The 26,103-nt window shown below is 52.2% G+C and carries 23 protein-coding genes; 6 read left to right on the top strand and 17 right to left on the bottom strand.

The features are described 5' to 3' along the window. Positions 1-34 precede the first annotated feature (34 nt). From WB371_RS03970 to WB371_RS03960, 3 genes are all read right to left on the bottom strand, one after another. On the bottom strand, positions 35-2,578 hold the full coding sequence (locus WB371_RS03970; protein ID WP_336218822.1) for a fimbria/pilus outer membrane usher protein: 2,544 nt from the start codon (positions 2,576-2,578) through the stop codon (positions 35-37). A gap of 29 nt (positions 2,579-2,607) precedes the next feature. Further along, positions 2,608-3,282 (bottom strand): molecular chaperone, encoded by a 675-nt coding sequence (locus WB371_RS03965; protein WP_336218821.1) that lies wholly within the window; start codon positions 3,280-3,282, stop codon positions 2,608-2,610. Between the two features lie 64 nt (positions 3,283-3,346). Next, entirely contained in the window at positions 3,347-3,883 is a 537-nt protein-coding gene (locus WB371_RS03960) for a fimbrial protein (protein WP_336218820.1), read from the bottom strand. A 247-nt stretch (positions 3,884-4,130) separates the two neighbouring features. On the opposite strand from WB371_RS03960, the gene ybiB reads away from it, so the two are divergent. Further along, complete coding sequence (gene ybiB, locus WB371_RS03955; protein ID WP_336218819.1) at positions 4,131-5,099, top strand: DNA-binding protein YbiB; 969 nt, start codon at positions 4,131-4,133, stop codon at positions 5,097-5,099. 111 nt (positions 5,100-5,210) lie between these two features. Here ybiB and ybiJ read toward each other — a convergent pair whose 3' ends face one another. From ybiJ to mcbA, 3 genes are all read right to left on the bottom strand, one after another. Then, positions 5,211-5,471: a DUF1471 family protein YbiJ gene (gene ybiJ, locus WB371_RS03950; RefSeq protein ID WP_336218818.1), complete on the bottom strand. Its 261-nt coding sequence runs from the start codon at positions 5,469-5,471 to the stop codon at positions 5,211-5,213. Positions 5,472-5,756: 285 nt separating this feature from the next. Next, positions 5,757-6,023, bottom strand: a complete 267-nt coding sequence (locus tag WB371_RS03945; RefSeq protein WP_336218817.1) for a DksA/TraR family C4-type zinc finger protein — start codon at positions 6,021-6,023, stop codon at positions 5,757-5,759. A 121-nt stretch (positions 6,024-6,144) separates the two neighbouring features. Further along, complete coding sequence (gene mcbA, locus WB371_RS03940) at positions 6,145-6,405, bottom strand: DUF1471 family periplasmic protein McbA (RefSeq protein ID WP_336218816.1); 261 nt, start codon at positions 6,403-6,405, stop codon at positions 6,145-6,147. A gap of 286 nt (positions 6,406-6,691) precedes the next feature. Here mcbA and rlmF point away from each other — a divergent pair, with 286 nt between their 5' ends. Further along, the gene (gene rlmF, locus WB371_RS03935; protein WP_336218815.1) at positions 6,692-7,618 is read left to right on the top strand and encodes a 23S rRNA (adenine(1618)-N(6))-methyltransferase RlmF; all 927 of its coding nucleotides are present in this window, start codon (positions 6,692-6,694) and stop codon (positions 7,616-7,618) included. On the opposite strand, the gene ybiO is transcribed toward rlmF, so the two are convergent. The 6 genes from ybiO to rhtA form a co-directional block, all read right to left on the bottom strand. Continuing rightward, complete coding sequence (gene ybiO / locus WB371_RS03930) at positions 7,615-9,852, bottom strand: mechanosensitive channel protein (RefSeq protein ID WP_336218814.1); 2,238 nt, start codon at positions 9,850-9,852, stop codon at positions 7,615-7,617. The two genes, rlmF and ybiO, sit on opposite strands and share 4 nt — an antisense overlap. 117 nt (positions 9,853-9,969) lie before the next feature. Further along, a complete protein-coding gene (glnQ, locus tag WB371_RS03925) occupies positions 9,970-10,692 on the bottom strand; it encodes a glutamine ABC transporter ATP-binding protein GlnQ (RefSeq protein ID WP_336218813.1) in 723 nt (240 codons plus the stop codon). Further along, a complete protein-coding gene (gene glnP, locus WB371_RS03920; protein WP_043001274.1) occupies positions 10,689-11,348 on the bottom strand; it encodes a glutamine ABC transporter permease GlnP in 660 nt (219 codons plus the stop codon). Before glnP ends, glnQ begins: the two co-directional genes overlap by 4 nt. An 86-nt stretch (positions 11,349-11,434) precedes the next feature. Next, the gene (gene glnH, locus WB371_RS03915; RefSeq protein WP_336218812.1) at positions 11,435-12,181 is read right to left on the bottom strand and encodes a glutamine ABC transporter substrate-binding protein GlnH; all 747 of its coding nucleotides are present in this window, start codon (positions 12,179-12,181) and stop codon (positions 11,435-11,437) included. A gap of 363 nt (positions 12,182-12,544) precedes the next feature. Further along, positions 12,545-13,048 carry a DNA starvation/stationary phase protection protein Dps gene (gene dps / locus WB371_RS03910; RefSeq protein WP_336218811.1) on the bottom strand — a complete coding sequence of 168 codons (504 nt, stop codon included), beginning with the start codon at positions 13,046-13,048 and terminating at the stop codon, positions 12,545-12,547. 310 nt (positions 13,049-13,358) lie between these two features. Beyond that, complete coding sequence (gene rhtA / locus WB371_RS03905) at positions 13,359-14,246, bottom strand: threonine/homoserine exporter RhtA (RefSeq protein ID WP_336218810.1); 888 nt, start codon at positions 14,244-14,246, stop codon at positions 13,359-13,361. A 384-nt stretch (positions 14,247-14,630) separates the two neighbouring features. Here rhtA and ompX point away from each other — a divergent pair, with 384 nt between their 5' ends. Next, entirely contained in the window at positions 14,631-15,146 is a 516-nt protein-coding gene (ompX, locus tag WB371_RS03900) for an outer membrane protein OmpX (protein ID WP_336218809.1), read from the top strand. A gap of 66 nt (positions 15,147-15,212) precedes the next feature. Here ompX and WB371_RS03895 read toward each other — a convergent pair whose 3' ends face one another. Both WB371_RS03895 and mntS read right to left on the bottom strand, forming a co-directional pair. Next, positions 15,213-16,799, bottom strand: coding sequence for a phosphoethanolamine transferase (locus WB371_RS03895; RefSeq protein WP_336219092.1), 1,587 nt, complete (start codon positions 16,797-16,799; stop codon positions 15,213-15,215). Between the two features lie 276 nt (positions 16,800-17,075). Beyond that, positions 17,076-17,204 (bottom strand): manganase accumulation protein MntS, encoded by a 129-nt coding sequence (gene mntS / locus WB371_RS03890; protein WP_336218808.1) that lies wholly within the window; start codon positions 17,202-17,204, stop codon positions 17,076-17,078. 185 nt (positions 17,205-17,389) lie between these two features. Here mntS and mntR point away from each other — a divergent pair, with 185 nt between their 5' ends. Together mntR and WB371_RS03880 are read left to right on the top strand one after the other, a co-directional pair. Continuing rightward, complete coding sequence (mntR, locus tag WB371_RS03885) at positions 17,390-17,863, top strand: manganese-binding transcriptional regulator MntR (RefSeq protein WP_336218807.1); 474 nt, start codon at positions 17,390-17,392, stop codon at positions 17,861-17,863. After that, the gene (locus WB371_RS03880) at positions 17,860-18,972 is read left to right on the top strand and encodes an anion transporter (protein WP_336218806.1); all 1,113 of its coding nucleotides are present in this window, start codon (positions 17,860-17,862) and stop codon (positions 18,970-18,972) included. Before mntR ends, WB371_RS03880 begins: the two co-directional genes overlap by 4 nt. A gap of 342 nt (positions 18,973-19,314) precedes the next feature. On the opposite strand, the gene ldtB is transcribed toward WB371_RS03880, so the two are convergent. Next, positions 19,315-20,235, bottom strand: coding sequence for a L,D-transpeptidase (gene ldtB, locus WB371_RS03875; protein WP_336218805.1), 921 nt, complete (start codon positions 20,233-20,235; stop codon positions 19,315-19,317). A gap of 217 nt (positions 20,236-20,452) precedes the next feature. On the opposite strand from ldtB, the gene WB371_RS03870 reads away from it, so the two are divergent. Further along, positions 20,453-22,048, top strand: coding sequence for an ABC-F family ATPase (locus WB371_RS03870; RefSeq protein WP_336218804.1), 1,596 nt, complete (start codon positions 20,453-20,455; stop codon positions 22,046-22,048). Between the two features lie 81 nt (positions 22,049-22,129). Here the strand turns inward: WB371_RS03870 and WB371_RS03865 are convergent, their stop codons facing one another. After that, complete coding sequence (locus WB371_RS03865; protein ID WP_336218803.1) at positions 22,130-24,493, bottom strand: glycoside hydrolase family 31 protein; 2,364 nt, start codon at positions 24,491-24,493, stop codon at positions 22,130-22,132. Between the two features lie 17 nt (positions 24,494-24,510). Continuing rightward, on the bottom strand, positions 24,511-25,812 hold the full coding sequence (locus WB371_RS03860; protein WP_336218802.1) for an MFS transporter: 1,302 nt from the start codon (positions 25,810-25,812) through the stop codon (positions 24,511-24,513). Between the last annotated feature and the right edge of the window lie 291 nt (positions 25,813-26,103).

The raw sequence follows: 26,103 nt of genomic DNA, 5'->3' as shown, positions 1-26,103 counted from the left end.
TTTGCTATCTGCATAATATTCAGTCCGGTATTAATCAGTGACACTGCGCGGCAGCGTTAATAATGTTGGTATTGTCCTTTTCTTCCGTCAGGGCGTAATTGGCGACGCAATGTTGGCTCGCTTCCTTGCCCCAGGAGACTAAAAGTTTTCCCTGCTGCGGCAGGCCAGTGAGATACACCTGACTATCGTTGCCGACGATAAATTCACTGCTCTTATCTTCCGTTGTCACCGTTGCACCGAAAGGCAGCGGGTTGTCGTTCCAGGCCAGCGTCATTAAGACGCGGTTACCGACGCGGGTATCGAAACTGGCGCGAACGACTGCGCCGCGCGTCGGTGTCACCGTCTGAGACGCGTGCGTGACATCCGCATCCTCAGGCAGTGTCTCCGTATCCAGCGATAGCTGGTTATGGCGCCACGGTGTCACAAAGGGGACGAGGGTATAGCCGCGAGCATCCGTTTCCACACCTGTCTGGTTAGCCACATGCGTGCCATGCGTGCCCGGTGCTTTGATCAACGCCACGGTTTCGCCCAGCGTCTGACCAAAGGTGATACCTTCAGAATGGGCGACGATACCGCCCTGAATCCCGGCGCTCAGCGTTTGCTGATGGCTGTCCTGGCTCACGCCGCCGTGAATTTCGCCATACGTGCCTTTGTAATCTGCGTTCATGCTGGTGGCCGTGTTGTCATTGGCGTTATCCAGACTTTGCTGAACGTTCCAGCTCAGGTTGTTATTCTCCAGCGCCGTACCGTTCAGGCCGATGTTGTGGGTGGAGCCATCTTTACTGTTGTTCAGGCTGTAGTTGGCCCAGGTATTCGGCAGCCAGCGATCAAGAGGCACCGATATGTTCAGGCTGATCAGGCGCTCATTACTGACCGATTCACCCTCTTCGTCGGTGTCATAACTGTTTTTATTGAAGCTGTAGCTGAGGCTGTAGCTTATTCCGTGCCAGCTATTGTTGTAGCTGGCGCTTAATGAGGTCATATCCTGGCTCTGGGACCAGTAACTCTCTTTCACCAGGCTTAACGTCACTGATCCCCAGTTGTCGCCCAGCGGCTGATCAATAGTGGCTTCAGCACGCGAACGGCGCTGTTGGGGTGCAGACCAGTCGTTCGAGCTGGTCCAGGATTCCATCGTGTCCTGAAGGGTGTAAAAGCCTTTGCTGTTGTAACGGTAACCCGCCAGTGAAACGTTAGTGCCGGTTACGGCAAAATTTTTGCTGTAACGCACGCGCATGGACTGGCCTTTGCTGGTTTGACGCTGTTTGAGCAGCGCTTTGGCGCGTGTGACGTCCACTGAGAACGCCCCTAAATCGCCCACGTTTTTCCCTACACCGAAGGCAGCAGAGTGATAATGCGAGCTCTGCTGTGTCCCGCCGTAAAGGGTCACACCGTGTGACAGGCCATAAACCGCGCTTCCTTGTGCAAAAGGCGTTTTATCAACGTCGCTATCATATGAACGATAACGGCCGGCGGTAACGCTGTACTTCAGGTGCTTTTCACGCTGCAGCACCGGAACGGAGGCAAATGGCACCACGAAATGACTCTCACTGCCGTCAGTCTCTTTCACGGTGACATTTAAATCGCCGCTGCTACCGGTGGGATAGAGATCGTTAATCTCGAACGCGCCGGGGGCAACAGTGTTCTGATAGATGACGTAACCGTTCTGACGAACGACCACAAGGGCATTACTGTGCGCCGTGCCGCGTACCACAGGAGCGTAGCCGCGCTCGCTGTCTGGCAGCATGTCGCTTTCAGAAGCCATCTGCGCACCGGTATATGAAATACTGTCAAACACATCGGCCTGAGTATTACTCTGGCCCACCGTTAACTCGCTTTTTAAACCGATGACATCGCGCTGCGCATAGGTATAAACAGGGGTGAGTTTGCCGTTGTCTTCTCCCCCGTCCGAACTGTGATTCCATGTGGTGTAATTACGCACCCGCCAGGCGCCCGCGTTAAAACCCGGACGCAGGTTAATGTACTGGTTGGCGTTGTCCGCTTCACCCTGGTGGCGGGCGTGATTCTGGCTGGCATTCGCGCTGTAGTTCAAAATACCGGCAGTGATGCCTTCGTCATATTCCTTCGGATCGATATAGCCACGCGGCACCTGCCCCAATACTGACTGAGGAAAACTTAACAGAAGCTGCTGGTTTTTGATGCGAAAGGTCGCAGAGGCAGACGGGATTACGCTAATATCCGCGCACTCTCCGTTTGCTGCCAGTTGCGGAAAGTTTTTAGTTTTGACGCCAAGATTTTTTAAATCATCGACACTGAAGCAAGGCTGCAGGGAATTATTTCCCTGCGCATCTTTTTGTAATTTAAAAGTAACCTCACGGGTGTCAATTTTATTATTATTGACATACACGCTAACCTGATATTTTCCTGGTGCCTGGCCTGGACCGCTTTCATAAACGGCGAGATCGGTTTTTCCCTGTTCCGGATTATCAATATCTAACAGCGCAGGGTTAAAATAATCATCCGCACTCGCTTGTAACGCAAAGCAGGTCACTGCTATCCCACATATTGTGGGCAGCAGCGCATGCAATCGGCGTGATAGCGGTTTTTTTGTGCTGTACATGATTATTCAGGCGTCAAAGAGTGAATGAATTAACGAACAGGGGCAGACCAGGTCTTGCTAACGCTGCCAAAGTCAGTAATGACAGACCAGGACACGGTTGAACCACCGGTATCGGCCGGCAGAGCAAAGTGGCTTGCCGTTTTCGGCTTAGCCCAGGTGGCCTTCGTCACTTTTTTTCCGTTCAGCGTCACGCTCTGGAAATTCATATAAAATGGAGTGGGGTTATTCACCACCAGATCATTACCTTCGCGGTGCCATTCAAGTTTATCGGCAACCTCTTCGGGTTTACCTTTAATAGATGAAGGACGATACATCAATTTCATGCGTGTATTGATGGCGATTTGCAATGTATTTACACCTTCCTGATGGCTTGAGGAAGGAATGGCTTTAATATTCAGCCAGTACAACGATTCGCGATCTTCCGGGATATTTCCACCGGTACGGACCACGCGCAGCACGTTATCTTCTTTAGCGTTCAGGCGGAACAGCGGTGGAGTAATCAGAAATGGCGCTTTTTCACCTTTCTTCATACCCGTATCCACCCAGGACTGTACCAGATAGTTAATATTGTCAGGATTGGAAATACCAATCGAAGACTCTTTTTTCGATCCCTGATAAACCAGACGGGTGCCATTAATAACCACACCTGCATGGGCTGTTACTGTAGTCAGTAACAGTGCGCCTAATAAATAACTGTGTCGCATAACTCGTTCTCAAAAAAAGAGGAGATATTGGCCTTCGCGTGAAGACGAATATCTCCTGATTGTATCAGTTATAAATAACGGTAAAGGTAGAGACTGAATTTGCCTGACCTGCGGTAACTGCGGCCTGGGTCTGAATATAACGTGCGCCGAACTCCAGGTTATTTACGGTAGTACCGGATACTAACGGATACTGACGGGTAGGAGAGTAGAGACTGACGGGTTGATTTGACGCATCAACTAACTGAATCGCTACACCCGCAGCGGCGCTGGCGCCTGGCGTCAACGCCAGCGTTGTGTTGTTATCCGGATCTGGCGTGCCACCGAAATTAATCGCTGCGGCAGTTACCGTCTCCGGGCAGTCTTTCAACTGGATATCAAATTTTGTCAATGTGCTGGTAGAGCCCGCGCCGGTAAACACCGTCTTGGAGATTTTGCCTAACTGCACATTTAATGGACTGCTTAATCCATTAACAACCTGACAGGCGGAATCAATGATTTCACCTGTAAAGTTAATTTGCCCTTCGCCGTCTGTTGCGGCAAATGCAGATGAGGAACATCCGATAATTGCAGCAATCATTAAGCCTAATGTTACTTTGTTCATGTTAAATCCTGGTATTCTTTGTGAAAACTTTGCCTGGAAGTTTTCAGATGAGTACGAAACAATTTCCGTGGAGTATTAAACCAGAACTGGCTGAGAGAATAATTGCCTATCGAAATCACAAGTAATTTAAATAAAGCTTGTAATATGAGAAGTTCCTTAAAATCAGTCAGATAGTATTGAAAATAAAAAACTATCAGCCAGGTCTCCATAAAGGCTATATTGTTTAAAAAGTTGTGATGGAGACGTTATGGATTACCGCAATATTATTAAAGAGATCGGCCGGGGCAAAAACCACGCGCGCGATCTGGATCACGACACCGCGCGCGGCCTGTATACCCATATGCTCAATGGCGATGTCCCTGAACTGGAGATGGGCGGCGTGCTGATTGCGTTGCGTATTAAAGGGGAAGGGGAAGCTGAAATGCTGGGCTTTTATGAGGCGATGCAAAACCATTCTGTTCAGCTTACCCCACCCGTTGCGAAGCCGATGCCGATAGTTATTCCCAGCTATAACGGTGCGCGCAAACAGGCGAACCTTACGCCGTTGCTGGCGATTTTATTAAACAAGCTGGGTTTTCCGGTCGTGGTGCATGGCGTCAGCGAAGATCCCACGCGCGTACTGACGGAAACGATTTTTGAGCTGATGGGGATTACCCCGACACGGCATGCAGGCCAGGCGCAGGCGAAACTGGAGGGGCATCAACCGGTCTTTATTCCGGTAGGAACACTCTGTCTGCCGCTGGAAAAACAACTGGCCCTGCGCTGGCGACTCGGCGTGCGTAACAGCGCACACACGCTGGCGAAGCTGGCAACCCCCTTTGCAGAAGATGCCGCACTGCGTCTGGCCAGTGTGTCGCATCCGGAATATGTACCGCGCGTCGCCAAATTTTTCAGTGATATTGGCGGACGCGCGCTGTTAATGCACGGAACCGAAGGTGAGGTCTATGCAAATCCACAGCGCTGTCCGCAAATTAGTCTGATTGATAGCATGGGGACCCGGGTCCTTCATAACAGACAGCGTGAAATGCCTGACGAACCCGTCGCGTTACCGGCGGCAAAAGATCCTGAGACCACCGCGCGCTGGATTGAACGTTGTCTGGCTGGCAGTGAGCCGGTTCCGGCATCGTTGAAAATTCAGATGGCCTGTTGCCTGATGGCAACCGCACGCGTGGAAACGCTTGAACAAGGGCTGGCGCAGGTCAACGACAGTTTTTAGCGGTCAGCAGATAAAAAAAGCCCGTCCAGTGGCCGGACGGGCAAACAAGGGTAATTCAGGTTCAATGAGGGTTGGAGCAGTGTGTCTGTAGGCATTCAGACGGGGCAAAAATTATTTATAGATAACAGCAGTACCGCTCATTTTGTTGTTATTGTTTGCAGACGTAATGCTATAACCACTCGCACCAGCAGCGGCGGCTTTCTCGGCCAGTTTTGCTTCCAGACCATCCAGCGTGGTCGCGCCTTCCGCAGAAACGACACCGATTTTATTCATGCTTTGCGCCTGAGCTGCCGTGACAGGTTCGGCAGCGAAAACACCAAAAGACAGACCAGACAGGGCAATAGCGGCAACAGCATATTTGATAGTTTTCATTGTTAATCTCTCGCAGGTTATTTTTTAAGGAAGACGATGTTCCGTCGATGTGATGAGTATCACGCTTTTTGCCGCGAGATAAAATCGAAGAGAATTGACAGCATTCATCGAAAAAATTGAATGACAAATAACTTATTGATTATTAATTAATTCACGAGACAAATTTACCGTTCTTCGCAGTTCATTTTACAGTCAGCGTAATAACGGCACGTTTTGCCACGCAGAATGGGATTTAACGTGAGCGTAAGCGAAACGACATCTTCTTTAAATCAGGGTAAACATAAGTCAGCGTAGCTGGCTGTCTTTTGAGCCTCTGCGATTATATCCCGCATAACTTGCGTTTTGTGAATCTTTCTTCTGCTGGCAGTGAAGGCACAGTCTGACGCCCGGTACTGCCTGACGACGCGCTTCGGGGATCGGATCGCCACATTCTTCACATTCATACAGGCTATCACCGCGCGGAATTTCACCTCTGGCACGGGCAACAGCATCTTCAATTGTATTGTTGATTTGTTCGTTAACCGCATCATCATTTGCCCAACCGGAAGCCATTACGCTGTTCTCCTCACGTGATATTAGCGGGTTAATTATAGTGAAGATGGGGACAAAAATTGTGCAATCAAGAGAGGTAGTGCCCGAGACGCGAGGGCGTTATCGGGCAGTGAGTGGGAGGTTATTTGTAGATTGTCGCTGTACCGTACATCTGGTTTTTACCGCCGGCGGAATTGACCACAAAGCCTTTTGCGCCTTGATCTTGCGCTTTTTCGGCCAGCTTATCTTCCAGTTCGCTCAGGTTGGTTGCGCCGGTAGCCGAAACGGTACCTGCCGCGCGTAGCGGTCCTGAATCAGGGCTACTGAGCGGCTGCGCTGCAGATGCCGCGAATGTCACACTGGCAAGTGCGGCGGCGACAAGTAATGCGAGGCATTTTTTCATGATGCGCTCCTTAGGTGAAACAACGTGTAGTGCCAGATAAGTGTAGGTTGCTGGCAGCGCAAAAATGGCGCAAAAAATTGAGGATGTTATGCTTAAAATTTGAACGATTTAAATTGACGTTTGCTGACAAATCAATGGCATGCATGTTGATGATTTTCAGGGGAATTGCGCCGTTTCGTCTCATTTCGTCGGTTGATGACGTGCGGCAACGCGGCGTTTTTTATCAACCTGGTTTACCGCGTTATGTTATGCGGGTATCTTACGCCGCTGTTAACAGGAGAATGCTATGTCCCCCCAGAAGCCGGGTCTACACCCGCGTAATCGTCATCACAGCCGCTACGATCTTTCCACGCTTTGTCAGGTGACGCCTGAACTGGCGCAGTACCTCGTTCTGACGCCCGCGGGCGAGCAAAGCGTCGATTTTGCCAGTCCACTGGCGGTAAAAGCGCTGAACAGGGCGCTACTGGCGCATTTTTATGGGGTAGCAAACTGGGATATTCCTGACGGGTTTCTCTGTCCACCCGTACCGGGACGCGCAGACTATCTTCATCATCTGGCTGATTTGCTCGCCGGGGAGACGGGGACGGTCCCGGCCAATGCTTCAATTCTGGATGTCGGTGTTGGCGCGAACTGTATTTATCCGCTGATCGGCGCGCATGAATATGGCTGGCGCTTTACCGGCAGCGAAACACATGAGCAGGCATTAGCGAATGCGCAGGCCATCATCAGCGCCAACCCTGGGCTGACGCGCGCGATTCGCCTGCGTCGACAGAAAACCCCGTCGGCGATTTTTAACGGCATCATTCATAAAAATGAGCAATATGATGCAACGCTGTGTAATCCGCCGTTCCACGATTCTGCAGCCTCTGCCCGTGCCGGTAGCGAGCGCAAGCGCCGTAATCTGGGACAGGGGAAAGATGACGCGCTGAATTTTGGCGGGCAGCAACAGGAGTTGTGGTGTGACGGTGGGGAAGTGGCGTTTATCAAAAAGATGATTGGTGAAAGCCCGGCGTTTGCTCGCCAGGTGATGTGGTTTACCACTCTGGTGTCGCGTGGGGAAAACCTGCCGCCGCTCTATCGTGCGCTGACGGAGGTTGGGGCGGTGAAGGTCGTCAAGAAAGAGATGGCCCAGGGACAAAAGCAGAGTCGCTTTATTGCCTGGACCTTTATGGACGATGACCAGCGCCGCCGGTTCGCCGCGCATAAACGCTAGAGCGTTGGCTCACCCGGCGGCAGCGGTGCCGGCGTTGTTGCCGCCGGTGCGGTTGGCGTTGCGGGCAGCACCTGATACGTCTGCACCGGTGGACGCACCCCCGCCAGGTCGAAATGTTTTTTCACCTGGCTGTCCAGTGCGAAGCGTACCGTCCACTGTTTCAGCGGCAGCGTGGTAAACGATACCCGCAACGTAAAGGCGGTGTTGGTTAAACCGACAATCCCGGCAAACGACGGTTCGCCAATGATCAGCCCACGGACATCTTCTGTCTCCATCACCGCTGCGACCGCCTCTTTCAACGCCTGATTGGCCTTATCGGCATCTTCGTGACGATCCACATCATAGTTGGCAACGACTGAACCAATACCGCGAACAAAGTTGGCGAAGGTGGTGATAGAAGACCAGGGGATAATGTGATACGCCCCGGTATCCTGGCGTACCCCAACGGAGCGAATCGACATGCGTTCGACCGTCCCGGTGAGTGGCCCGATAGTCACCAGATCCCCGGTATTCATGCCATTTTCAAACTGGATAAATACCCCGGTAATAATGTCTTTCACCAGAGTTTGCGCGCCAAAAGAAATCGCCAGCCCTAATGCCCCGGCCCCGGCCAACAGTGGGGCGATGTTTACGCCGATTTCCGACAGCACGATCATGATGGTGATGGTGCTGATGATGACCGCCAGCGCGTTACGAAACAGCGTTAACAGCGTACGGGTGCGTGCGCTGGGTAGGGGACGTCCATGAATATCGGAGGCCAGACGGTTTTCGATCAGGCTGGCAAGCAGCGTCCAGCCTACCGCAGAGAAGAACAGGATAAGCGCAATGCGGATCAGAATATCCACCGTCTTCTCACCGGCACCGTTGTGGAGCCAGTTCCAGAAATCAAACAGCCCCCAGGCGTTAAGCAGCAACATGATGGCGACACACACCGTCAGGATCCGTGCCACATTCAGCGCCGTGGATAGCCAGCCGTTCACCCGCTTTTGCAGTTCGGGGTAATTGCGCTGCGTGTGCGCTGAGAGGGTAATGGTTTTCGCTATCCAGCGGGTTAGCATCCCGGAAACAAAGGCGGCAATCCCGATAATCACCAGACTGCGGACCGTCGCCCCCATCATAAATTTCAGGCTGTTACCCGGGTCGAACAGCGAGAAGAAAAACAGCACGATGAAGTAAGCGCTTGCCAGCCAGTGCCACACCAGCGCAAAAGCACGGATAAACAGGCTAAAAAAAGCCAGAGACCGTTCCGCCAGATTCAGCAGATGCTGAGTAATTTCTTTCTTGTTCCGAAAAATCAGATACAGCGCCCACAGCGTAATGCCCAACATGATAGCGACATTTGCCATCGCGCCGACCTGGACGTTCACCTGATTAGAGATAATCGGCACGGCGACAATCAGTCCATAACCAATCAGACTGCTCAGGGAACTCAGCCGTCGGTTCCAGTAACGGGCGCTGGCATCCTGAATGGTAAAAGGCCGCAGTTCCGCCACGTTTGGGCAAAAAATGAGTCGCAGAATGGCTTTGAAAAATTCAATTAGCGCAAAGGCATTCAGAAACAGTCCCTGCTGGAACGCGATAGTACGGCTTCCTGCGTTCAACCGGTCGCTCAGTAACTGGCCGACAAACAGCGTCAGCGCCAGCAGAAGCAGATCGATAATAAAGGCGCCGACGATCATCGCCGGCAACTGGAGCCAGTTGCTGCGGTCGCGGTTTTTTTTCCGCGCCCAGTTGCCCATTTTGCGATACAGAGGGAGAGCGCACAGGCGGATTAACCAGTAAAAGCCGAAGACCGCAATGGCCAGCATCAGAAAATGATATAGAGCATTGGTGAAAGTCTGGCTGTTAAAGGGTTTGTGCGGTGCATCGGTGATGTTGCGATAGAGTTGGGCAAAGCGTCCTGAGAGCGCATCGCCATAATGACGACTAAGATCGGTGACATTTTCCAGCACCGTTTTTTCTTCTTCAACCACCGGTGGGGTGATTTTGGGCACCGGTTCTGGCGGTGGTGTTGCGGCAACGGTGCGTAACTGGTCAATCAGTTCTTTGCGCGACGTCTCATTTTCCAGCACGTCAGCCAGAGCGCCATAGGCCGCTTTCTTTTGCTCAACGTCTGGCTCTGGTGCTGGCGCGGTTTTCGCGTCTGCGTTTGCCGGGGCTGCGATGCCAGGAAGGGTTACCGCCTGAGCGGGGGCGCCCAGCAGGCAAAAGAGGATGAACAGGATCCACCGCATGACTCCTCCAGTGAGAAAACAGAACAAAAAGATAAGTATAGTTGCTGAGGGAGGGGCGATTCGAATTGGGAAGAGTCCCAGAGAGAACTCCCTTCCCGAAGGAAGGGAGGCAGAGCGTCAGGAAACGTGTTGCAAAAATTCCTGTAAACGCTGGCTGGGTGGGTTTTCAATCAGGGTTTGCGGATTGCCGTCCTCGGCAATACGGCCTTTATCAATAAAGATCAGGCGTGAGGCGACTTTTTCAGCAAAGCCAATTTCGTGCGTGACGATGACCATCGTCATGCCTTCTTCTGCCAGGTCCTGCATTACTTTCAGTACTTCATGGCGCAGTTCCGGGTCGAGTGCTGAGGTAGGTTCGTCGAAGAGCATCATTTTGGGCTTAACGGCCAGCGCACGGGCAATCGCTACACGTTGCTGTTGACCTCCCGAAAGTTCAGACGGGTAGTGGTGCGAACGTTCGGCCAGTCCGACTTTCGCCAGCAGCGCTCTCGCCTGTTTCTCCGCTTCGTCTTTCTTTGTGCCACGCACACGAAGCGGGCCGAACATCACGTTTTCCAGCGCGGTCAGGTGAGGGAAAAGATAGAACTGCTGGAACACCATTCCGGCTTCTTGGCGAATCAGGCGCTCGTCCACCTTGGGATCGTTGACTTTCAACCCATCCACGATCAGATCGCCTGAGGTTATCTCTTCCAGTTTATTAATGCAGCGCAATAGCGTGGATTTACCCGAACCGGAAGGGCCGATAATGACCACCACTTCACCCTGCCTGATGTTCAGATCGATGTTATGCAGCACCTGGGTCGGGCCAAAATGCTTTGAGACATTTTTAAATTCAATCACAGGATTTTCATCCTTCTTTCCAGACTACGAAGCACGATGTTCAGGACTTGCGTGATGATAAGGTAGATAACACCCACGGCGGTCCAGATTTCCAGAGCGCGGAAGTTTCCGGCAATAATCTCCTGACCGCTGCGTGTCAGTTCCGCTGCGCCGATAACGATAAACAGCGACGTATCTTTGATACTGATGATTAACTGGTTACCGAGCGAAGGCAGCATGCGGCGCAGGGCGAGTGGCATGATCACGTGGCGAATGGTTTCACGGCGCGAAAGACCCAGCGCCAGACCGGCCTCGCTGAACCCTTTATGAATCGACAAAACGGAACCGCGGGTGATTTCTGCGATATAAGCACCGGAGTTAATCATGATAGTGATAACGGCAGCGCTGAAGGTGTCGATGCGCAGGTCCGGGAAGGCCATCGGCAGGGCAAAGTAGATATACATCACCTGAACAACGATGGGGGTACCGCGAATGACTTCAATAAAAACAAGAGAGACGTGATTGGCGATCCAGCCGCCGTAAGTACGCGCTAAACCGGCCAGCAAACCGATGATAATCCCGCCAGCCAGACCGAGAATGGAGATCCACAGGGTCATTTTGGCGCCCTGAAGCAGGATCGGAATGGCGGGCCAGATGGCACTCCAGTCAAACTGCATATGTTGTTCCTGTTACCGTGGTGAAAAAAATCAAATGCCCGGTACGTTTAGCGCCCCCGGGCAATATCTGAAGGCAAAAACAACTATTATTTAGGTTCAGTGCCGAACCATTTTTTGTAGATTTCGTTATAGGTACCGTTTTCACGCAGGGTTTTCAGCGCGCCATTCACTTTTTCACGCAGCTCATCGCTGCCTTTCGGGAAGGCGATACCGTACTGCTGTGCTTCCAGGGACTCACCGACCGCTTTGAACTGGCCGTTGCCTGCGGTTTTGATGAAGTACAGGATGTTTGGCGTATCGTGCAGTACAGCGTCTGCGCGATTGGTGCCCAGCTCCATGTACGCGTTATCAATGTTCGGGAACTGACGCAGATCTTTTGTTTTGATGTTCGCTTTTGCGTAATCAACGGAGCCGGTCCCGCTCTTCACGGCAAGCACTTTACCGTCCAGATCTTTTACGCTTTTCACGTTGTTGTTGTTGGTTTTGACCATCACCAACAGGCCGCTTTTGTAGTAACCGTCAGAGAAATCGATCGCTTTTTTGCGCTCGTCAGTAATGGTGATGCCAGCCAGCGCCAGGTCAACGTTCTTCGTTTGCAGCGCCGGAATAATGCCGCTGAAATCCATCGGCTTCAGCTCATAATCGAGCTTCAGTTCTTTTGCTACCGCGGCCCACAGGTCCACATCAAAGCCAACGTATTTGTCGCCTTGTTTGAATTCAAACGGAACGAACGCTGTATCCGTTGCGACAACCAGTTTCTTATCCGCGGCATGAGAAGACACCGCAAAAGCCAGGGTAAGTGCAGCCAGTGAAACTTTTAATACAGACTTCATAGCATTTCCTTTTTTATCCACGGGGCGATCCCCTGCGAGAACGATAAATGTAATGAAAAAATCGTGCCAGTTTTGCAACTCATTGTTTTAACAAGAGGCTATTGTCCGTCTTTGCACTGTAAAGGGAGCAAAACGCGCTTTTTGCACCATGATGGGGCACGCATTTGGTGCAATCCAGGAGTGGTACAAGCAGCCTGTCTATTTAGCGTAAAAATTGTTGATAAAACAATCTTTCGTTAACGATTGTGTGAGGTGATTATTACAAATATTTTACTTCGTGGCGGACTGAAGAGGATTTGTTGCACTATAAAAGTGCAAAACCCCCGCCGTGGCGAGGGTTCAGAGGAATTACTTATGACCCGATTATTCAATGTTGGATTCGATGAACCACAGGAACTTATCGAGGTCGCGAGAGGCGGCAGTGAAGATATCGGCAGTATCTTCGTCTTTTGCTTCGCTGATGGCTTTACGCACATCATTCGCGACAACCGCATATCGGTCCGCCAGTTCTTTCAGGTGATCCTGAACGGTATGGATATCCAGCGGATAGCTTTTCAGCGGAGTTTTGCTGTTGATAACCTGCGTGGTGCCCAGTGCCACGCCGCCCAGTTGTACAGCACGTTCAGCCATGGTATCCAGATGATCGGTCAGCGCAGTACGGAAGCCATCCAGCATCTCATGGACAGCGATAAAGTTAGCACCGCGCATGTTCCAGTGGGCCTGTTTAGTGATCAGAGACAGGTCAATAAACTGGATTACCTGACGATTCAGCAACTCCACCGTTGCTTTTTTATCGCTGTCGGAGACATCGTTGCGGGTATAAAGCAGGCTGGACGCTTTTGTTTTTACCAATTTAGCGGTACTCATAATTTCATATCCTCTTGATGTTATGTCCCGGTAATTTACGCAACTAAGTATAGCACCGGTTATCAGACCTGCTTTTCTGGCTCTTCCTATCGCTTTAATAGTATTTAACAGCGGATATATTTAATTGCATTATCATTCATGTAGTTGCGCGTATAAACGACAGGGTTCCGCGTATTCTCACATGGGTCTGATAACCGGAATAAATAGCCGGATGGAAGTAGATAACAGCGGGATAATAAAGGAATAATATACCGCAACCAGGGTGGGGAATTATTCTGCATGATTATGCAAACTATGCAGAAATGTAAAATTAATTTACATCAACCTTTTTAATTTTGGTTTCTCGCCGAATGGTCAGCGTAGACCCCATGGAAGCAGCAATAATGGCGCCGAGCGCGAGCAACTGGATAAATGTCAGCGTTTCGCCAAGAAAAATGATACCAGCCACTGCTGCCAGCGCCGGTTCCATACTCATTAACGTCCCAAAGGTGCGCGTCGGCAATCGGGTTAAGGCAATCATTTCAAGCGAGTAGGGCAATGCCGTCGACAGTACCGCAACGGCAAGGCCCAGCGGAATCACCGACCAGTGCCACAACGCTTCGCCTGCCTGCGCCGCGCCCAGAGGAACAAAAACCAGAGCGGCAATCAGTGACCCTACTGCGACAGTGGCGGGGCCGTGTTCAGCACCGGCGCGTTGGCCGCTAATAATATAGATTGCCCAACAGGCGCCTGCGCCGAGCGCCATCGCCGCACCGAACAGATCGACATGCGAGACGTCCTGGCCCAAAGGCAACAGGAACCAGAGTCCGAGTACGGCCAGCACAACCCAGATAAAATCAACAGGGCGTCGTGAGGAGAACAGCGCGACAGCCAGCGGTCCGGTAAATTCCAGCGCCACTGCAATTCCCAGCGGTACTGTCTGAATCGAAAGATAAAACAGGTAGTTCATCCCGCCGAGTGACAAACCGTAAAACAGCAATGGCAGCCGTTGTTCTCTGGCGAAACGCAGACGCCAGGGTTTAAAGAAGGCAATAAGGATGAGTGTGCCCAATGCCAGTCGAAGTGCGGTGACGCCGGGAGCGCCGACAAGGGGAAACAATGATTTCGCTAACGATGCGCCGCTCTGGATTGAAGCCATAGCGATAAGCAGCACTAGAATAGGCAACCAAACTGGCGTTTTTCGTATCGACCCCGGCATCCGTTCTCCTGACAATGACTGTACATACCGCATTCAGCAATTTGCCTGAATGTGTATAGAAAAGTAAAAGAAGGAGTGTAATGGAAATAAGCGGCTGCGGTTGAGTATTCGTTGAAAAAAAATCACCGGGAATCCGTAAAATGACATCGGGTTGGTGACTTATTCGTCTGTTGATTAGGAATATTCTGGATGAATGCTCTCAATTATGCGCGTAATAATAGGCTGAAAATCCGGAAAACGATGTTATTTGAAAGAGATAGTGTGTTGTGGAAATGTTTTGTTACATGAAATGGCGCATTAGACATCGTTAATCGCAAAGAGTTTCTCACTAATTTTTGATATATTTACAACTTAGGATTTATTTGAAGCACATTTGAGGTGGTTATGAAAAAAATTGCATGTCTTTCAGCACTGGCCGCTGTTCTGGCTATCTCCGCAGGTTCCGCAGTTGCTGCGACTTCTACCGTAACGGGTGGTTATGCTCAGAGCGATGCTCAGGGCGTAGCGAACAAAATGAACGGTTTTAACCTGAAATACCGTTACGAGCAGGATAACAACCCGCTGGGCGTAATCGGTTCCTTCACTTACACCGAAAAAGATCGTACTAACAGTGCAGGCGATTACAACAAATCTCAGTACTACGGCATCACTGCGGGTCCGGCTTACCGTCTGAACGACTGGGCAAGCATCTACGGCGTTGTGGGTGTTGGCTACGGTAAATTCCAGGAAACGAACTACCCGACTCACAAAGATGACACCAGCGACTATGGTTTCTCTTATGGCGCAGGTGTGCAGTTCAACCCGATCGAAAACGTTGCTCTGGACTTCTCCTACGAGCAGAGCCGTATTCGTAGCGTTGACGTTGGCACCTGGATCGCAGGCGTCGGTTACCGCTTCTAATCACTTAGGTGATATAAAAAATCCGCCTCCCGGGGCGGATTTTTTTTGGCTGTTGTTTACGCGGACTTAGCGTGAATTTGTGCTGAAAATGTCGGTTCCCAGATGCGTGTAATCCACCTTCTGCAGTTTGAAGTTGGTGATGTACACTGGTCCGGCTTTCTGTTCAGAGATGAATCGGTACTTCATCTTAATTTCTTTCGCACTAATCCCCGTCCACTGAGAGAAGAAACCGAGGAAGTCATTGGCGGAACGCCGCGCTTTGATCACCTTGTGGGCTTTATCATCACTGGAGAGCACCATAAACGGTACCTGGAAGTTTTGCTGGAACTGGTCGTCATGGGCCAGATACTGCACTTCCTTCCCGCGCTCTTTAAACGCGAGACCGTGATCGGAAAAGTACACCATTGAGAAGCTGTCGCCGCTATTGCGTAACTGATCGTACAGTTTTCGCAGCAGTTCGTCGGTCTGGGTCATCGTATAGAGATAGCAGGAGGTCTCTTTTGACTGCACAAAGGTATCATACTTCCCTTTTGTGCGGTCGCAGGCCTGCGGATGAGAGCCCATCAGATGCAGGACAATTAACTGTGGCTGAGTACGTTGCGTTGCCAGTACCTGTGATGTCATCGTTAACAGCGCTTCATCCTGAGTGTTTTTATCCGCTTCGAAATCGCCTTTTTTGAGGAACTGCACTTCATCGGCACGCTTCGCGATACTGGCGATGGCGGTGTCGTATTCGCCAATTTGCCCCTGATTAGAGAACCACCAGGTCTGGAATCCGGCACGGTTAGCCAGGGTGACAAAGTTATCCTGATACTGCGGTTTATCATCCACAACGCGATTGAGGGTCAGCCCAAGCGATTTTTGCGTTGAACCGCTGGCTGCAATGTAATCCGTGAACAGATAACCGTTCACGCTACTGGCAAACGGCGTGTTATCCCAGTGACCGCCAAATGCGCCCAGCGCATCGCGGCGCGCGCTTTCGCCAATCACCACCACATAAGTATGATACTTCGGCTTCACCGCCGTGACGGTCCAGGTGTCTTTCATGCTGGCAAGTTTCGCCATTCGCGCCTGCTCGTCAATCACCTCATTGTTATTGACGATGACGTCTTTGGCGAAGCGAAACACCGGATAACCGGTATCTTTTAATTTAAATACGCCACCCCAGGCCAGATTTTGTACCGGCGCGACAAAAAAAGCGACGACGCTGAACAGCAGGCACAGGCTGTCAAATTTATTCCAGCGCTTTTTCTCTCCACCTGGTTTACGGCGTACAGCAATCACGCCAAGCGCGAAAATGAATAGACCGACCAGGTAACTGTACCAGGGGAAAATCGTCAGGATCTCCGTTGACTCTTCCATGTTGGTCGAGTGCAGCGCCAGCAGGGTATTAAAGTTCGGCGCCCCATAAGCCTGACCAAAGGGGAAATACATCGCCGCCACCAGTGAGCAGACGCCAACCAGCAGCTTTTGTGCTTTAGGTGCGCTCCGCCAGAGCAGCAGCAAAATACAGGTAAAGGCCGCGGTATACAGCAGACTGAATGAATAGCCCAACCCCAGGTTAATCAGCAGGGACTGTAAAAAATAAAAACCAGTCCACGGGTCAAGGGCCCGGCTGCGGGCAATAAGCGTGTCTTTGAGGGTTAAATTCATATGCCACAATCGTAAAAACGCCATGTGCTTACCCTGGCGTCAAGGGTCATTACCTGCTGAGAGTGCGTGAAGAGGGAAAGAGGTCCGCATCTGCGAGCCGCAAGTTAGGCAGGGCTGCAAGAAGATAGAGCGTGTTAGTGTGAAGGTCAACGGCTAAAAGAAATTGTTTTGCGAAGGGCTTAGCAAATCCGACAAAAAGAAGGGCTATTTTGACATAAACAGCAGAGTAGCAGGCAAAAATGACAACCAGATGAAGCGGCGTGCCGCGACGCCGCGTTATTTCTCTGAGGGCTTATCCTGCCCGGGTTTGCTGTTAATCATATCGCACAGCATTGAGAGCAGCATGAGCCGGACTTTAAAGGGAGAGTGGCTAAACACGCGCATACACCTCTTGAATTCATTCATACAGACCTCCTGACATTCTGGTCCCTCGTTCCGTGAGGGATGACTGCATTACATACAGATATAGCACAGGCTATATTATATAGCTATTGCTAAAACGTTAATTTTTTGTGCCTGGGCAACTCTGGTTTACAATGGGCGTTCTCCAATTAGATGCGGTTAATGCGTCACAGGAATGAGGAAGCAGAATGAGTCGTCGCGCAGGTATGCCAACAACAAAAAAAGTGACGCAGTTAGTGAACGTTGAGGAACACGTTGAAGGGTTTCGCCAGGTCAGAGAGGCCCATCGACGTGAACTGATCGACGACTATGTTGAGTTAATTTCCGATCTGATCATTGAGGTTGGTGAGGCGCGCCAGGTGGATATGGCGGCCAGACTCGGCGTTTCTCAGCCGACGGTCGCCAAGATGTTGAAGCGTCTGGCCTCTGTCGGGTTGATCGAAATGATCCCCTGGCGTGGCGTTTTCTTGACCCCGGAAGGGGAGAAACTGGCACAGGAAAGCCGCGAACGTCACCAGATTGTGGAAAATTTCCTGTTGGTTCTGGGGGTGAGTCCGGAGATTGCCCGCCGGGATGCGGAAGGGATGGAACATCACGTCAGCCAGGAGACGCTGGAGGCTTTTCGCCACTTTACGCAACAGCACGGAACCCCTATTGAATGAACCTCCCTTTTTTACGGGCGCTGAAACGCGACCGTTTTTTTCAGTTGTTGATGGTGGTGGGTCTTGGATTAAGTGTGTGGGTACCGTTCACGCCGCGAACCTGGCCCGGCGCAATTGACTGGCACACTATCATCACTCTCAGCGGTCTGATGATGCTCACCAAAGGCGTTGAACTCAGCGGTTATTTTGATGTTCTCGGTCGCAAAATGATCCGTCGCCTGGCCACGGAGCGCCGTCTGTCGATGTTTATGGTGCTGGCGGCGGCGCTATTATCAACGTTCCTGACGAACGATGTGGCGTTGTTTATCGTCGTCCCGCTGACTATTACACTTAAGAAACTGTGTGCCATTCCGGTTAACAGGCTGATAATCTTTGAAGCCCTGGCGGTGAATGCGGGGTCGTTACTTACGCCTATCGGCAACCCACAAAACATCCTGATGTGGGGTCGCTCTGGTCTCTCCTTTATCGCCTTTATTGGTCAGATGGCACCGCTGGCTATTGTGATGATGCTGACGCTGCTGATTCTCTGCTGGTTCTGCTTTCCCAATAAACCGCTGCAATACCATACCGGCACGAGCCAGCCGGACTGGCAACCGCGGCTGGTGTGGGCCTGCCTGGGACTGTATATCATCTTTCTGACCGCGCTGGAACTTAAGCAGGAGTTAGCCGGGCTGGTGATTGTGGCGCTCGGTTTTCTGTTGCTGGCGCGCCGGGTGGTGTTGAGTGTCGACTGGACGCTGCTGCTGGTGTTTATGGCGATGTTTATTGATGTTCATTTGCTGACCCAACTGCCTGTGCTGCAGGGGGTATTAAACCACGTTGGCACGCTGTCTGAACCCGGACTGTGGCTGACCGCAATTGGCCTGTCGCAAGCGATCAGTAACGTCCCCAGCACCATCTTACTGCTGAACTATGTGCCGCCTGGCGTGCTGCTGGCCTGGGCGGTGAACGTGGGTGGTTTTGGTTTGTTGCCAGGGTCGCTGGCGAATCTGATTGCCCTGCGGATGGCGAATGACCGGCGTATCTGGTGGCGCTTCCATCTCTATTCCATCCCCATGCTGGTGTGGGCGGCGGTGTCAGGATATGCGCTGTTGCTGCTACTGCGCTGAAACAGGTGAAGCAATAAAAAAGCGGAAAATATTCAAATGCTGGTCAGTTAAGCAACATAACGAATATGTATTCATTATGTTGCTTTAAAATCCGCCCTCTGAAAAAGTAGTGGAATGGTTTCGTTCACTGCCATTCCTCTGCTTCCTGTCAGTTTCGCTGCGGTGAACGTGTAAAGGGCGTTCACCGCCACGCCCTTTACAAGGGCCATGGGGATCGATAAGGGGGCCGTGGTGGCCCCCTTATCCCGTTCACAGAATGCGAAGTAACAGAAACGACAGGTCATAAGGCGGACGTAACAACCTGCGGAGCCTAACTGACCAGCTTTTCGGTTCCGGAGACGATCAGTTCAGACGAACAGGCATACCGGAGCGGTTCTGAATCGCTTGTTCAACCACATTCTGGTCAACATCAGGCTGGCTGGTGATGTTCTGAATGCTCTTCGTCAGCGTAATCGGCACAATTTCGCCGCCTTCAAACTGGGCTTCCGTCGTCGAAAGTGGGTTATGAACCTCGATGTAGCGGCTGCCGTCTGGTTCTGTGGTCGCTTTTACCGGCTCATCAATGAACTGGACGCGGGTGCCAACAGGGACATTCTGGAACAGGAATTTGATGTCTTCGTTACGCAGACGTACACAGCCGTGGCTGACACGCAGGCCAATACCGAAGTTGGCGTTGGTGCCGTGAATCGCGTACAGGCGTCCGATATACAGCGCATACAGACCCATCGGGTTATCCGGGCCAGCCGGAACAACGGCGGGCAGCGGTTCACCTGCCGCACGATATTCAGCGTGCATTTTCGCAGTTGGGGTCCAGGTCGGGCCCGCTTTCTTACGTTCAACTTTGGTGGTCCAGTTGATTGGCGTGTCTTTACCTAACTGACCGATACCGATTGGCAGAACGATCACCGTGTTAGTGCCTTTCGGGTAGTAGTACAGACGCATTTCCGCGCTGTTAATCACGATGCCTTCGTGTACGGTGTCCGGCAGTATCAGCTGCTGAGGAATGTTCAGCACGGTGCCGCCTTTCGGCAGGAAGGTATCCACCCCCGGGTTGGCTTCCAGCATGTTGGAAAGCCCCATCTGGTATTCCGCGGCAAAATACTCCAGCGGCTGGGTGTTGCCTTCCGGGATGGTAATGACCTGGTTCTGACCGATGACACGGCTACCATCCGTTGGCAGAGGATAGGTGACAGCAGAAGCGGTACTGCAAAAGCCGACGACCGCGAGTGCTGCCGCGAAAAACGTTGTTAATTTCATGTTCATGTTATGCGAGATTCATTGCCTGGCAGGCTGTTGGGTTGAGAATTCTGTAGTGTTGGGAGCGCATTATATGTGCATTCCGGTAAACAGGGAATTCAGATGTGTACGAAATCACGTTTTTTTCCCGTCACCCCCGTGGCGTCGTTTGCCACGAGGCGCGATCTTGTTTAAGACTTGTGGCATAATAAGCGGTTTGTCACATCTTCTTTAGGATAGGTCCGTGTTAGTTTCCAGCAACGTCACCATGCAGTTCGGCAGTAAGCCGCTGTTCGAAAACATTTCCGTCAAATTTGGCGGCGGCAATCGTTACGGCCTGATTGGCGCTAACGGTAGCGGTAAATCCACCTTTATGAAAATCCTCGGCGGCGATCTTGAGCCGACGCTGGGTAACGTCTCTCTCGATCCTAACGAGCGTATCGGTAAGCTGCGCCAGGATCAGTTCGCCTTTGAAGAGTTCACTGTGCTGGACACCGTGATCATGGGGCACCTTGAACTGTGGGAAGTGAAGCAGGAGCGCGATCGCATTTACGCTTTGCCGGAGATGAGCGAAGAGGACGGCTATAAAGTGGCCGATCTGGAAGTCAAATACGGTGAGATGGACGGCTATTCCGCAGAAGCGCGTGCCGGTGAGTTGCTGCTGGGCGTCGGTATTCCGGTGGAACAACACTATGGCCCGATGAGCGAAGTTGCTCCCGGCTGGAAACTGCGTGTACTGCTGGCGCAGGCGCTGTTTTCCGACCCGGATATTTTGTTACTCGACGAACCGACCAACAACCTGGATATCGACACGATTCGCTGGCTGGAGCAAACGCTGAATGAGCGTGACAGCACCATGATCATCATTTCGCACGATCGTCACTTCCTGAACATGGTCTGTACGCACATGGCGGATCTCGACTACGGTGAGCTGCGCGTCTATCCGGGTAACTATGACGAATATATGACTGCGGCCACGCAGGCGCGCGAACGTCTGCTGGCGGACAACGCCAAGAAGAAAGCGCAGATTGCCGACCTGCAGTCCTTTGTCAGCCGCTTTAGCGCCAACGCCTCTAAATCTCGCCAGGCGACGTCCCGCGCCCGTCAGATTGATAAAATCAAACTTGAAGAGGTGAAAGCCTCCAGCCGTCAGAACCCGTTCATCCGCTTCGAACAGGATAAGAAACTGTTCCGTAATGCGCTGGAAGTGGAAGCCCTGACCAAAGGTTTTGATGAAGGCCCGCTGTTTAAAAACGTCAATCTGCTGCTGGAAGTGGGCGAGAAGCTTGCCATCCTCGGCGCGAACGGCGTGGGTAAATCTACCATGCTGAAAACGCTGGTTGGCGAACTGCAACCTGACCACGGAACGGTGAAATGGTCCGAAAACGCGCAGGTGGGTTACTACGCGCAGGATCATGAATACGAATTCGACAACGACCTGACGGTTTTCGACTGGATGAGCCAGTGGAAGCAGGAAGGTGATGACGAGCAGGCTGTGCGCAGCATCCTTGGGCGTCTGCTGTTCAGCCAGGACGACATCAAAAAACCGGCGAAGGTACTGTCGGGGGGCGAAAAGGGGCGCATGCTGTTCGGTAAGCTGATGATGCAAAAGCCCAATATTCTGGTGATGGACGAACCGACTAACCACCTTGATATGGAATCCATCGAGTCGCTGAACATGGCGCTGGAAATGTATCAGGGCACCCTGATATTCGTTTCTCACGACCGTGAGTTTGTCAGCTCGCTGGCGACCCGTGTGATTGAAATTACGCCAGAACGTGTGGTGGACTTCACCGGTAACTACGAAGATTATCTGCGTAGCAAAGGTATCGACGGCTAAAAAAAGCCCGGTGGCGCTTCGCTTACCGGGCCTACGGGTGACTTTGTAGGCCGGTAAGGCGAAGCCGCCACCCGGCAATGTTCAGAGCACCCACTCACTCCCTTCAACCCCGTTTACCCGCAGCGTACGTTTTTCCCCTGCCGGTAACGACAGTTTCAACGATTTCCACGCCGGATGATAATCACCACGCGCATTCACTTTCAGGTCAATGACCGCGCCATCACACTGCATCTCCCACTCCAGCCACAGCGCGTTACCATGCTGGTATCCCCAGGACTCGCCGTCGTCTTCAAACAGCAAGCCGGAAGAGGTGCCCACGCCTTTCACCGGGAATAATTTCAGTTCACGAATGTCGTCTTTTTCGGCGCTCACATGGGCAATACGTTCACTGAACGGCAGCCCCGCGCCAGCGCGTACCAGCAGCGGCAGTTTTTCCAGCGGCGCGTCAAGCGTGATCCACTGCCCGCCGGAGAACCATTCGTGCGTGTAAAAATCATACCAGCCGGTTTCGTTATCCGGCAGCCAGACGCGGCGCTCGCGCTGGCCCGCTTCCACCACGCTTGCCACCAGAATATCGCGACCCAGCAGGAAGTCATCACACTCCTCAAAGGTCTGCGCATCATGCTCATGATCGAGGAAAGTCGGGCGCAGCATCGGCTCATCATCAGCATGGGCCTGCCATAGCAGGGTGTACAAATAGGGCAGCAGACGATAGCGCAACTCAATCGCGCTGCGAATGGCGGGCGTCACACCCGGATACATCCACGGCTCGTTCACCGTATGGTCGTCATTCCAGGAGTGAATGGTGAAACGCGGATGCATCACGCCATTTTGTACCCAACGGACAAACAGCTCGGCGTCAGGCTTATCGCCAGAGAATCCGCCAACATCATGACCGACGTTGAATAACCCGGAAAGACTCATCCCAAGCCCCATGCGGGTGTTATAACGCAGCGTGTCCCAGTTGGTGCGGTTATCGCCACTCCATGTCTGAACGTAGCGCTGCATCCCCGCACAACCGGAGCGGGAGATAAGGTAAGGGCGTTTTTCCGGTGCGAAACGCTGCTGCGCTTCCATTGAGGCGCGCATCATCAGCAGTGGCATCACCGGACGAATATGTTTGATGGCAATGTCCTGACCAAAACCGAAACAGCGCGCTTCACCGTCCCAGACTTCAAACTCGTTGTTATCGTTCCAGGTGGAATCTATTCCCATCTCCAGCAGTTGTGTGGTGACACCGTCCTGCCACCACTGGATAGTCTGAGGGTGGGTAAAGTCGAGGTGTGACCCTTCATCATCCCAGAAACTGGAACGTTCTGGCGCATCGGTTTCAGAATCGCGAATGAACAGCCCTTTTTCTGCCACTTCGTTATAGCGGGGGTGATCCTGCAACAAGCACGGTTTGATGTTCGCAGCAAGCTTCAGTCTGGCGTCGTGGAACGCCTGGCTCATCACTTTTGGCTGTGGCACTTTGTCGTAGTTCCAGTTGAAGACATAGCGCTTACCGTTAATTGAGGTATAGCCAGACGAAAGCTGGAACGAATCACACGGAATCGCATGGGCTTCACACAGACGAATAAAGTTCATGAGCTGGTTTTGCGCATCCGGGGCATCGGTATAGTGCATAGTGGAACCACTGTAGCCGAGACTCCATTTCGGACCGAACAGCGTTTTCCCGGTCAGACGGACAAAGGCTTTAGTGACATCCAGCGCCCGTTTGCCGGTAAACAGGTAGTAATCGATATCGCCCGCTTCTGCCTGCCAGCGGCGGTAAGCGGTGTGGTAGTTGTCAATCTCGTTACCCAAATCCAGCCAGCAACTGCTCAGGTTGTCATAGAACAGGCCGTAGCTCACATCATCGCGGCGGGTGAGTGTAAAGGGGATATGTTTGTACAACGGATCGGTGCTGACTGCGTTGTAACCCATCGCGTCGAGATTACGCATCTCGTAGCGTTTCCCGTTACGCTGCAAATCGCCTGCTTTCTCGCCCAGACCATAGAAGCGTTCGTCTTTACGGCGGCTCAGATAGTGCGCCACACCGTCGCCGTGGGCGTTGATCAGATAGGCGCTGGTGGCGCGGTCATTTACCAGCGGCTGCCACTCGCCAGCATCGTTTCGATACTCCCATTCCAGCCACAGCGGTTGATGAACCGTGACGCGCAACTGGTGGGTTGATACCGTCACACCCGCATCCTGTTGCGTAAGCGTCCAGGTCGGGCAGCTAAAACCGCTGAGATCGTCGCGGCGGCGGCCTTCCCACGGCACATCTTTTTCAGGGGCGATGCTCCAGGTCCGGTCCAGCGCCAGTTCGCCTTTACGCTTGATTAACACGCGAAACAGGTTCTCTTCCAGTACGTACAGGCAGAGACGGTGTTGCTTATCCACCACCAGTTCAAGGTGAGTGGCCGATTGTTTATCCAGGGTCCAGTTTTTCAAGGTTTTCATCGTTACTACATCCACTATCAGGCGCGCTTGGCGCGACGTTCAGCAATAAATGCCACCAGGAAGACAGCGCCAATCAGGTCAAAGAAGCCCATGGCGATAAACAGCGGGTTGAAGCCGATCTTGTCGGCGGTCACCCCGATAATCAGTGAAAACAGGAAGCTTGCGATCCATGCCGCTGAACCGCGCATACCGTTAACCGTCGCCATCTGGCCTTTATCGAAAGACTCCACCACCAGGGCGCTCAACATGCAGGAGATGATCTGGTGACCGAAGCCGCCGATGGAGATCATCGCAATTGCAACATAGGGGTTATTGGTAAAGGCCATTACCGCCAGGGAAAGCATCAGGAAAGCGCCGCTGACAGAGGAGGCGACAATTGAGTTCACCCGGGTGCAGCCAAAGAGACGAACGTAGAGTTTGGTCAGATAGCCGCTGGCGACGCTGCCGAGGTCTGCGGCCAGAAACGGCAGCCAGGCGAACAGGGCGATCTGCTTGAGATCCATTCCATAGGTTTTGGACAGGTACAGCGGCACCCAGAAGCTCATGACAGCCCAGGCCGGTTCAGCCATAAAGGCGGGGATCGCGATCCCGTAGAAACGTTTATTTTTCGCTACGGTGCCGAGCGCTTTCAGGAAGGGCAACTTCACCGCGGGAGCTTCGTTGTCCTGCTGGATAAATGCCAGTTCTTCTTTGCTCAGGTTTGGATGCTTATCCGGGTTATGGTAGAACATCCACCACAACACCACCCACAGCAGCGCAAGGAAGCCGGTGAACATGAACGCACCCTGCCAGCCGAAAGAGGCATGAGCAAAGTAAATAATAGGCGGCGCGAGCATGGCGCCGATGGAAAAGCCCACGCCAGCCCAGCCCGCGGCAACCGGGCGTTCCGATTTCGGGAACCATTCGCCGATCGTTTTGGCATTAGCTGGCGTGGCGGCGGCTTCAGACGCGCCCATGCCAAAACGTAACAACGCCATGTGTAGCCAACTCCCGGCACCCGCATGAGCGATGCAGGCCACGGCCCACAGCGTGGCGCAGATCAGGAAGCCAAGCTTCAGGCCGATCACGTCGATCAGCCAGCCGCAGATTGGCTGGAAAAGGGTGTAAGCAAGCTGGAACGCACCGACGATCCAGGAATATTGCTCAGTGGTAATGCCGAGTTCGGTTTTCAGTTCTGGCGCAAGGATCCCCAGAGAGTTGCGCGTAATGTAGTTAACGGTCACGCCCAGTAAGAAAAGCACCAGTATCCACCAGCGCAAATTTTTCACGACCCGGCGCGTTTTGCTGACCGCCATCTCATTGTTTATGCCTTGGCTCATAGAATTCTCCACAAGACGGTTTGTAGGGGGAGCACTCACTCAATCCGTGAGTTGTCATACAGGTTTTTTATTTGTTTGATAACTATTTGTTTTTCAATCTTCATGTCTGATAACTAGTATGGAAGTTGTCAGGCCAATTTAGAGTAGGGCAGAAAAAGAGCTGGCAATAGCGCAATTTATGCAAGTTTTTTCATGATTGTTCGTTTTGGTGTATTTTTACCTGTATAACGCCAGTAATATTGGGGGTTAAGACTTATGAAAATTCTTTCATTTTCAAAAAGGAGGTAGATC

Source organism: Citrobacter amalonaticus (genome assembly GCF_037053465.1).
Classification (GTDB): Bacteria; Pseudomonadota; Gammaproteobacteria; order Enterobacterales; family Enterobacteriaceae; genus Citrobacter_A; species Citrobacter_A amalonaticus_H.
Note: the sequence above shows the minus strand (reverse complement) of the source record. Positions and strands in the feature narration are given on the sequence as shown.

Excerpts from the sequence above, each read along its gene's own strand:
- WB371_RS03970 (WP_336218822.1), bottom strand. The coding sequence starts at position 2,578 with ATGTACAGCACAAAAAAACCGCTATCACGCCGATTGCATGCGCTGCTG.
- WB371_RS03965 (WP_336218821.1), bottom strand. The coding sequence starts at position 3,282 with ATGCGACACAGTTATTTATTAGGCGCACTGTTACTGACTACAGTAACA.
- WB371_RS03960 (WP_336218820.1), bottom strand. The coding sequence starts at position 3,883 with ATGAACAAAGTAACATTAGGCTTAATGATTGCTGCAATTATCGGATGT.
- ybiB (WP_336218819.1), top strand. The coding sequence starts at position 4,131 with ATGGATTACCGCAATATTATTAAAGAGATCGGCCGGGGCAAAAACCAC.
- ybiJ (WP_336218818.1), bottom strand. The coding sequence starts at position 5,471 with ATGAAAACTATCAAATATGCTGTTGCCGCTATTGCCCTGTCTGGTCTG.
- WB371_RS03945 (WP_336218817.1), bottom strand. The coding sequence starts at position 6,023 with ATGGCTTCCGGTTGGGCAAATGATGATGCGGTTAACGAACAAATCAAC.
- mcbA (WP_336218816.1), bottom strand. The coding sequence starts at position 6,405 with ATGAAAAAATGCCTCGCATTACTTGTCGCCGCCGCACTTGCCAGTGTG.
- rlmF (WP_336218815.1), top strand. The coding sequence starts at position 6,692 with ATGTCCCCCCAGAAGCCGGGTCTACACCCGCGTAATCGTCATCACAGC.
- ybiO (WP_336218814.1), bottom strand. The coding sequence starts at position 9,852 with ATGCGGTGGATCCTGTTCATCCTCTTTTGCCTGCTGGGCGCCCCCGCT.
- glnP (WP_043001274.1), bottom strand. The coding sequence starts at position 11,348 with ATGCAGTTTGACTGGAGTGCCATCTGGCCCGCCATTCCGATCCTGCTT.
- glnH (WP_336218812.1), bottom strand. The coding sequence starts at position 12,181 with ATGAAGTCTGTATTAAAAGTTTCACTGGCTGCACTTACCCTGGCTTTT.
- dps (WP_336218811.1), bottom strand. The coding sequence starts at position 13,048 with ATGAGTACCGCTAAATTGGTAAAAACAAAAGCGTCCAGCCTGCTTTAT.
- rhtA (WP_336218810.1), bottom strand. The coding sequence starts at position 14,246 with ATGCCGGGGTCGATACGAAAAACGCCAGTTTGGTTGCCTATTCTAGTG.
- ompX (WP_336218809.1), top strand. The coding sequence starts at position 14,631 with ATGAAAAAAATTGCATGTCTTTCAGCACTGGCCGCTGTTCTGGCTATC.
- WB371_RS03895 (WP_336219092.1), bottom strand. The coding sequence starts at position 16,799 with ATGAATTTAACCCTCAAAGACACGCTTATTGCCCGCAGCCGGGCCCTT.
- mntS (WP_336218808.1), bottom strand. The coding sequence starts at position 17,204 with ATGAATGAATTCAAGAGGTGTATGCGCGTGTTTAGCCACTCTCCCTTT.
- mntR (WP_336218807.1), top strand. The coding sequence starts at position 17,390 with ATGAGTCGTCGCGCAGGTATGCCAACAACAAAAAAAGTGACGCAGTTA.
- WB371_RS03880 (WP_336218806.1), top strand. The coding sequence starts at position 17,860 with ATGAACCTCCCTTTTTTACGGGCGCTGAAACGCGACCGTTTTTTTCAG.
- ldtB (WP_336218805.1), bottom strand. The coding sequence starts at position 20,235 with ATGAACATGAAATTAACAACGTTTTTCGCGGCAGCACTCGCGGTCGTC.
- WB371_RS03865 (WP_336218803.1), bottom strand. The coding sequence starts at position 24,493 with ATGAAAACCTTGAAAAACTGGACCCTGGATAAACAATCGGCCACTCAC.
- WB371_RS03860 (WP_336218802.1), bottom strand. The coding sequence starts at position 25,812 with ATGAGCCAAGGCATAAACAATGAGATGGCGGTCAGCAAAACGCGCCGG.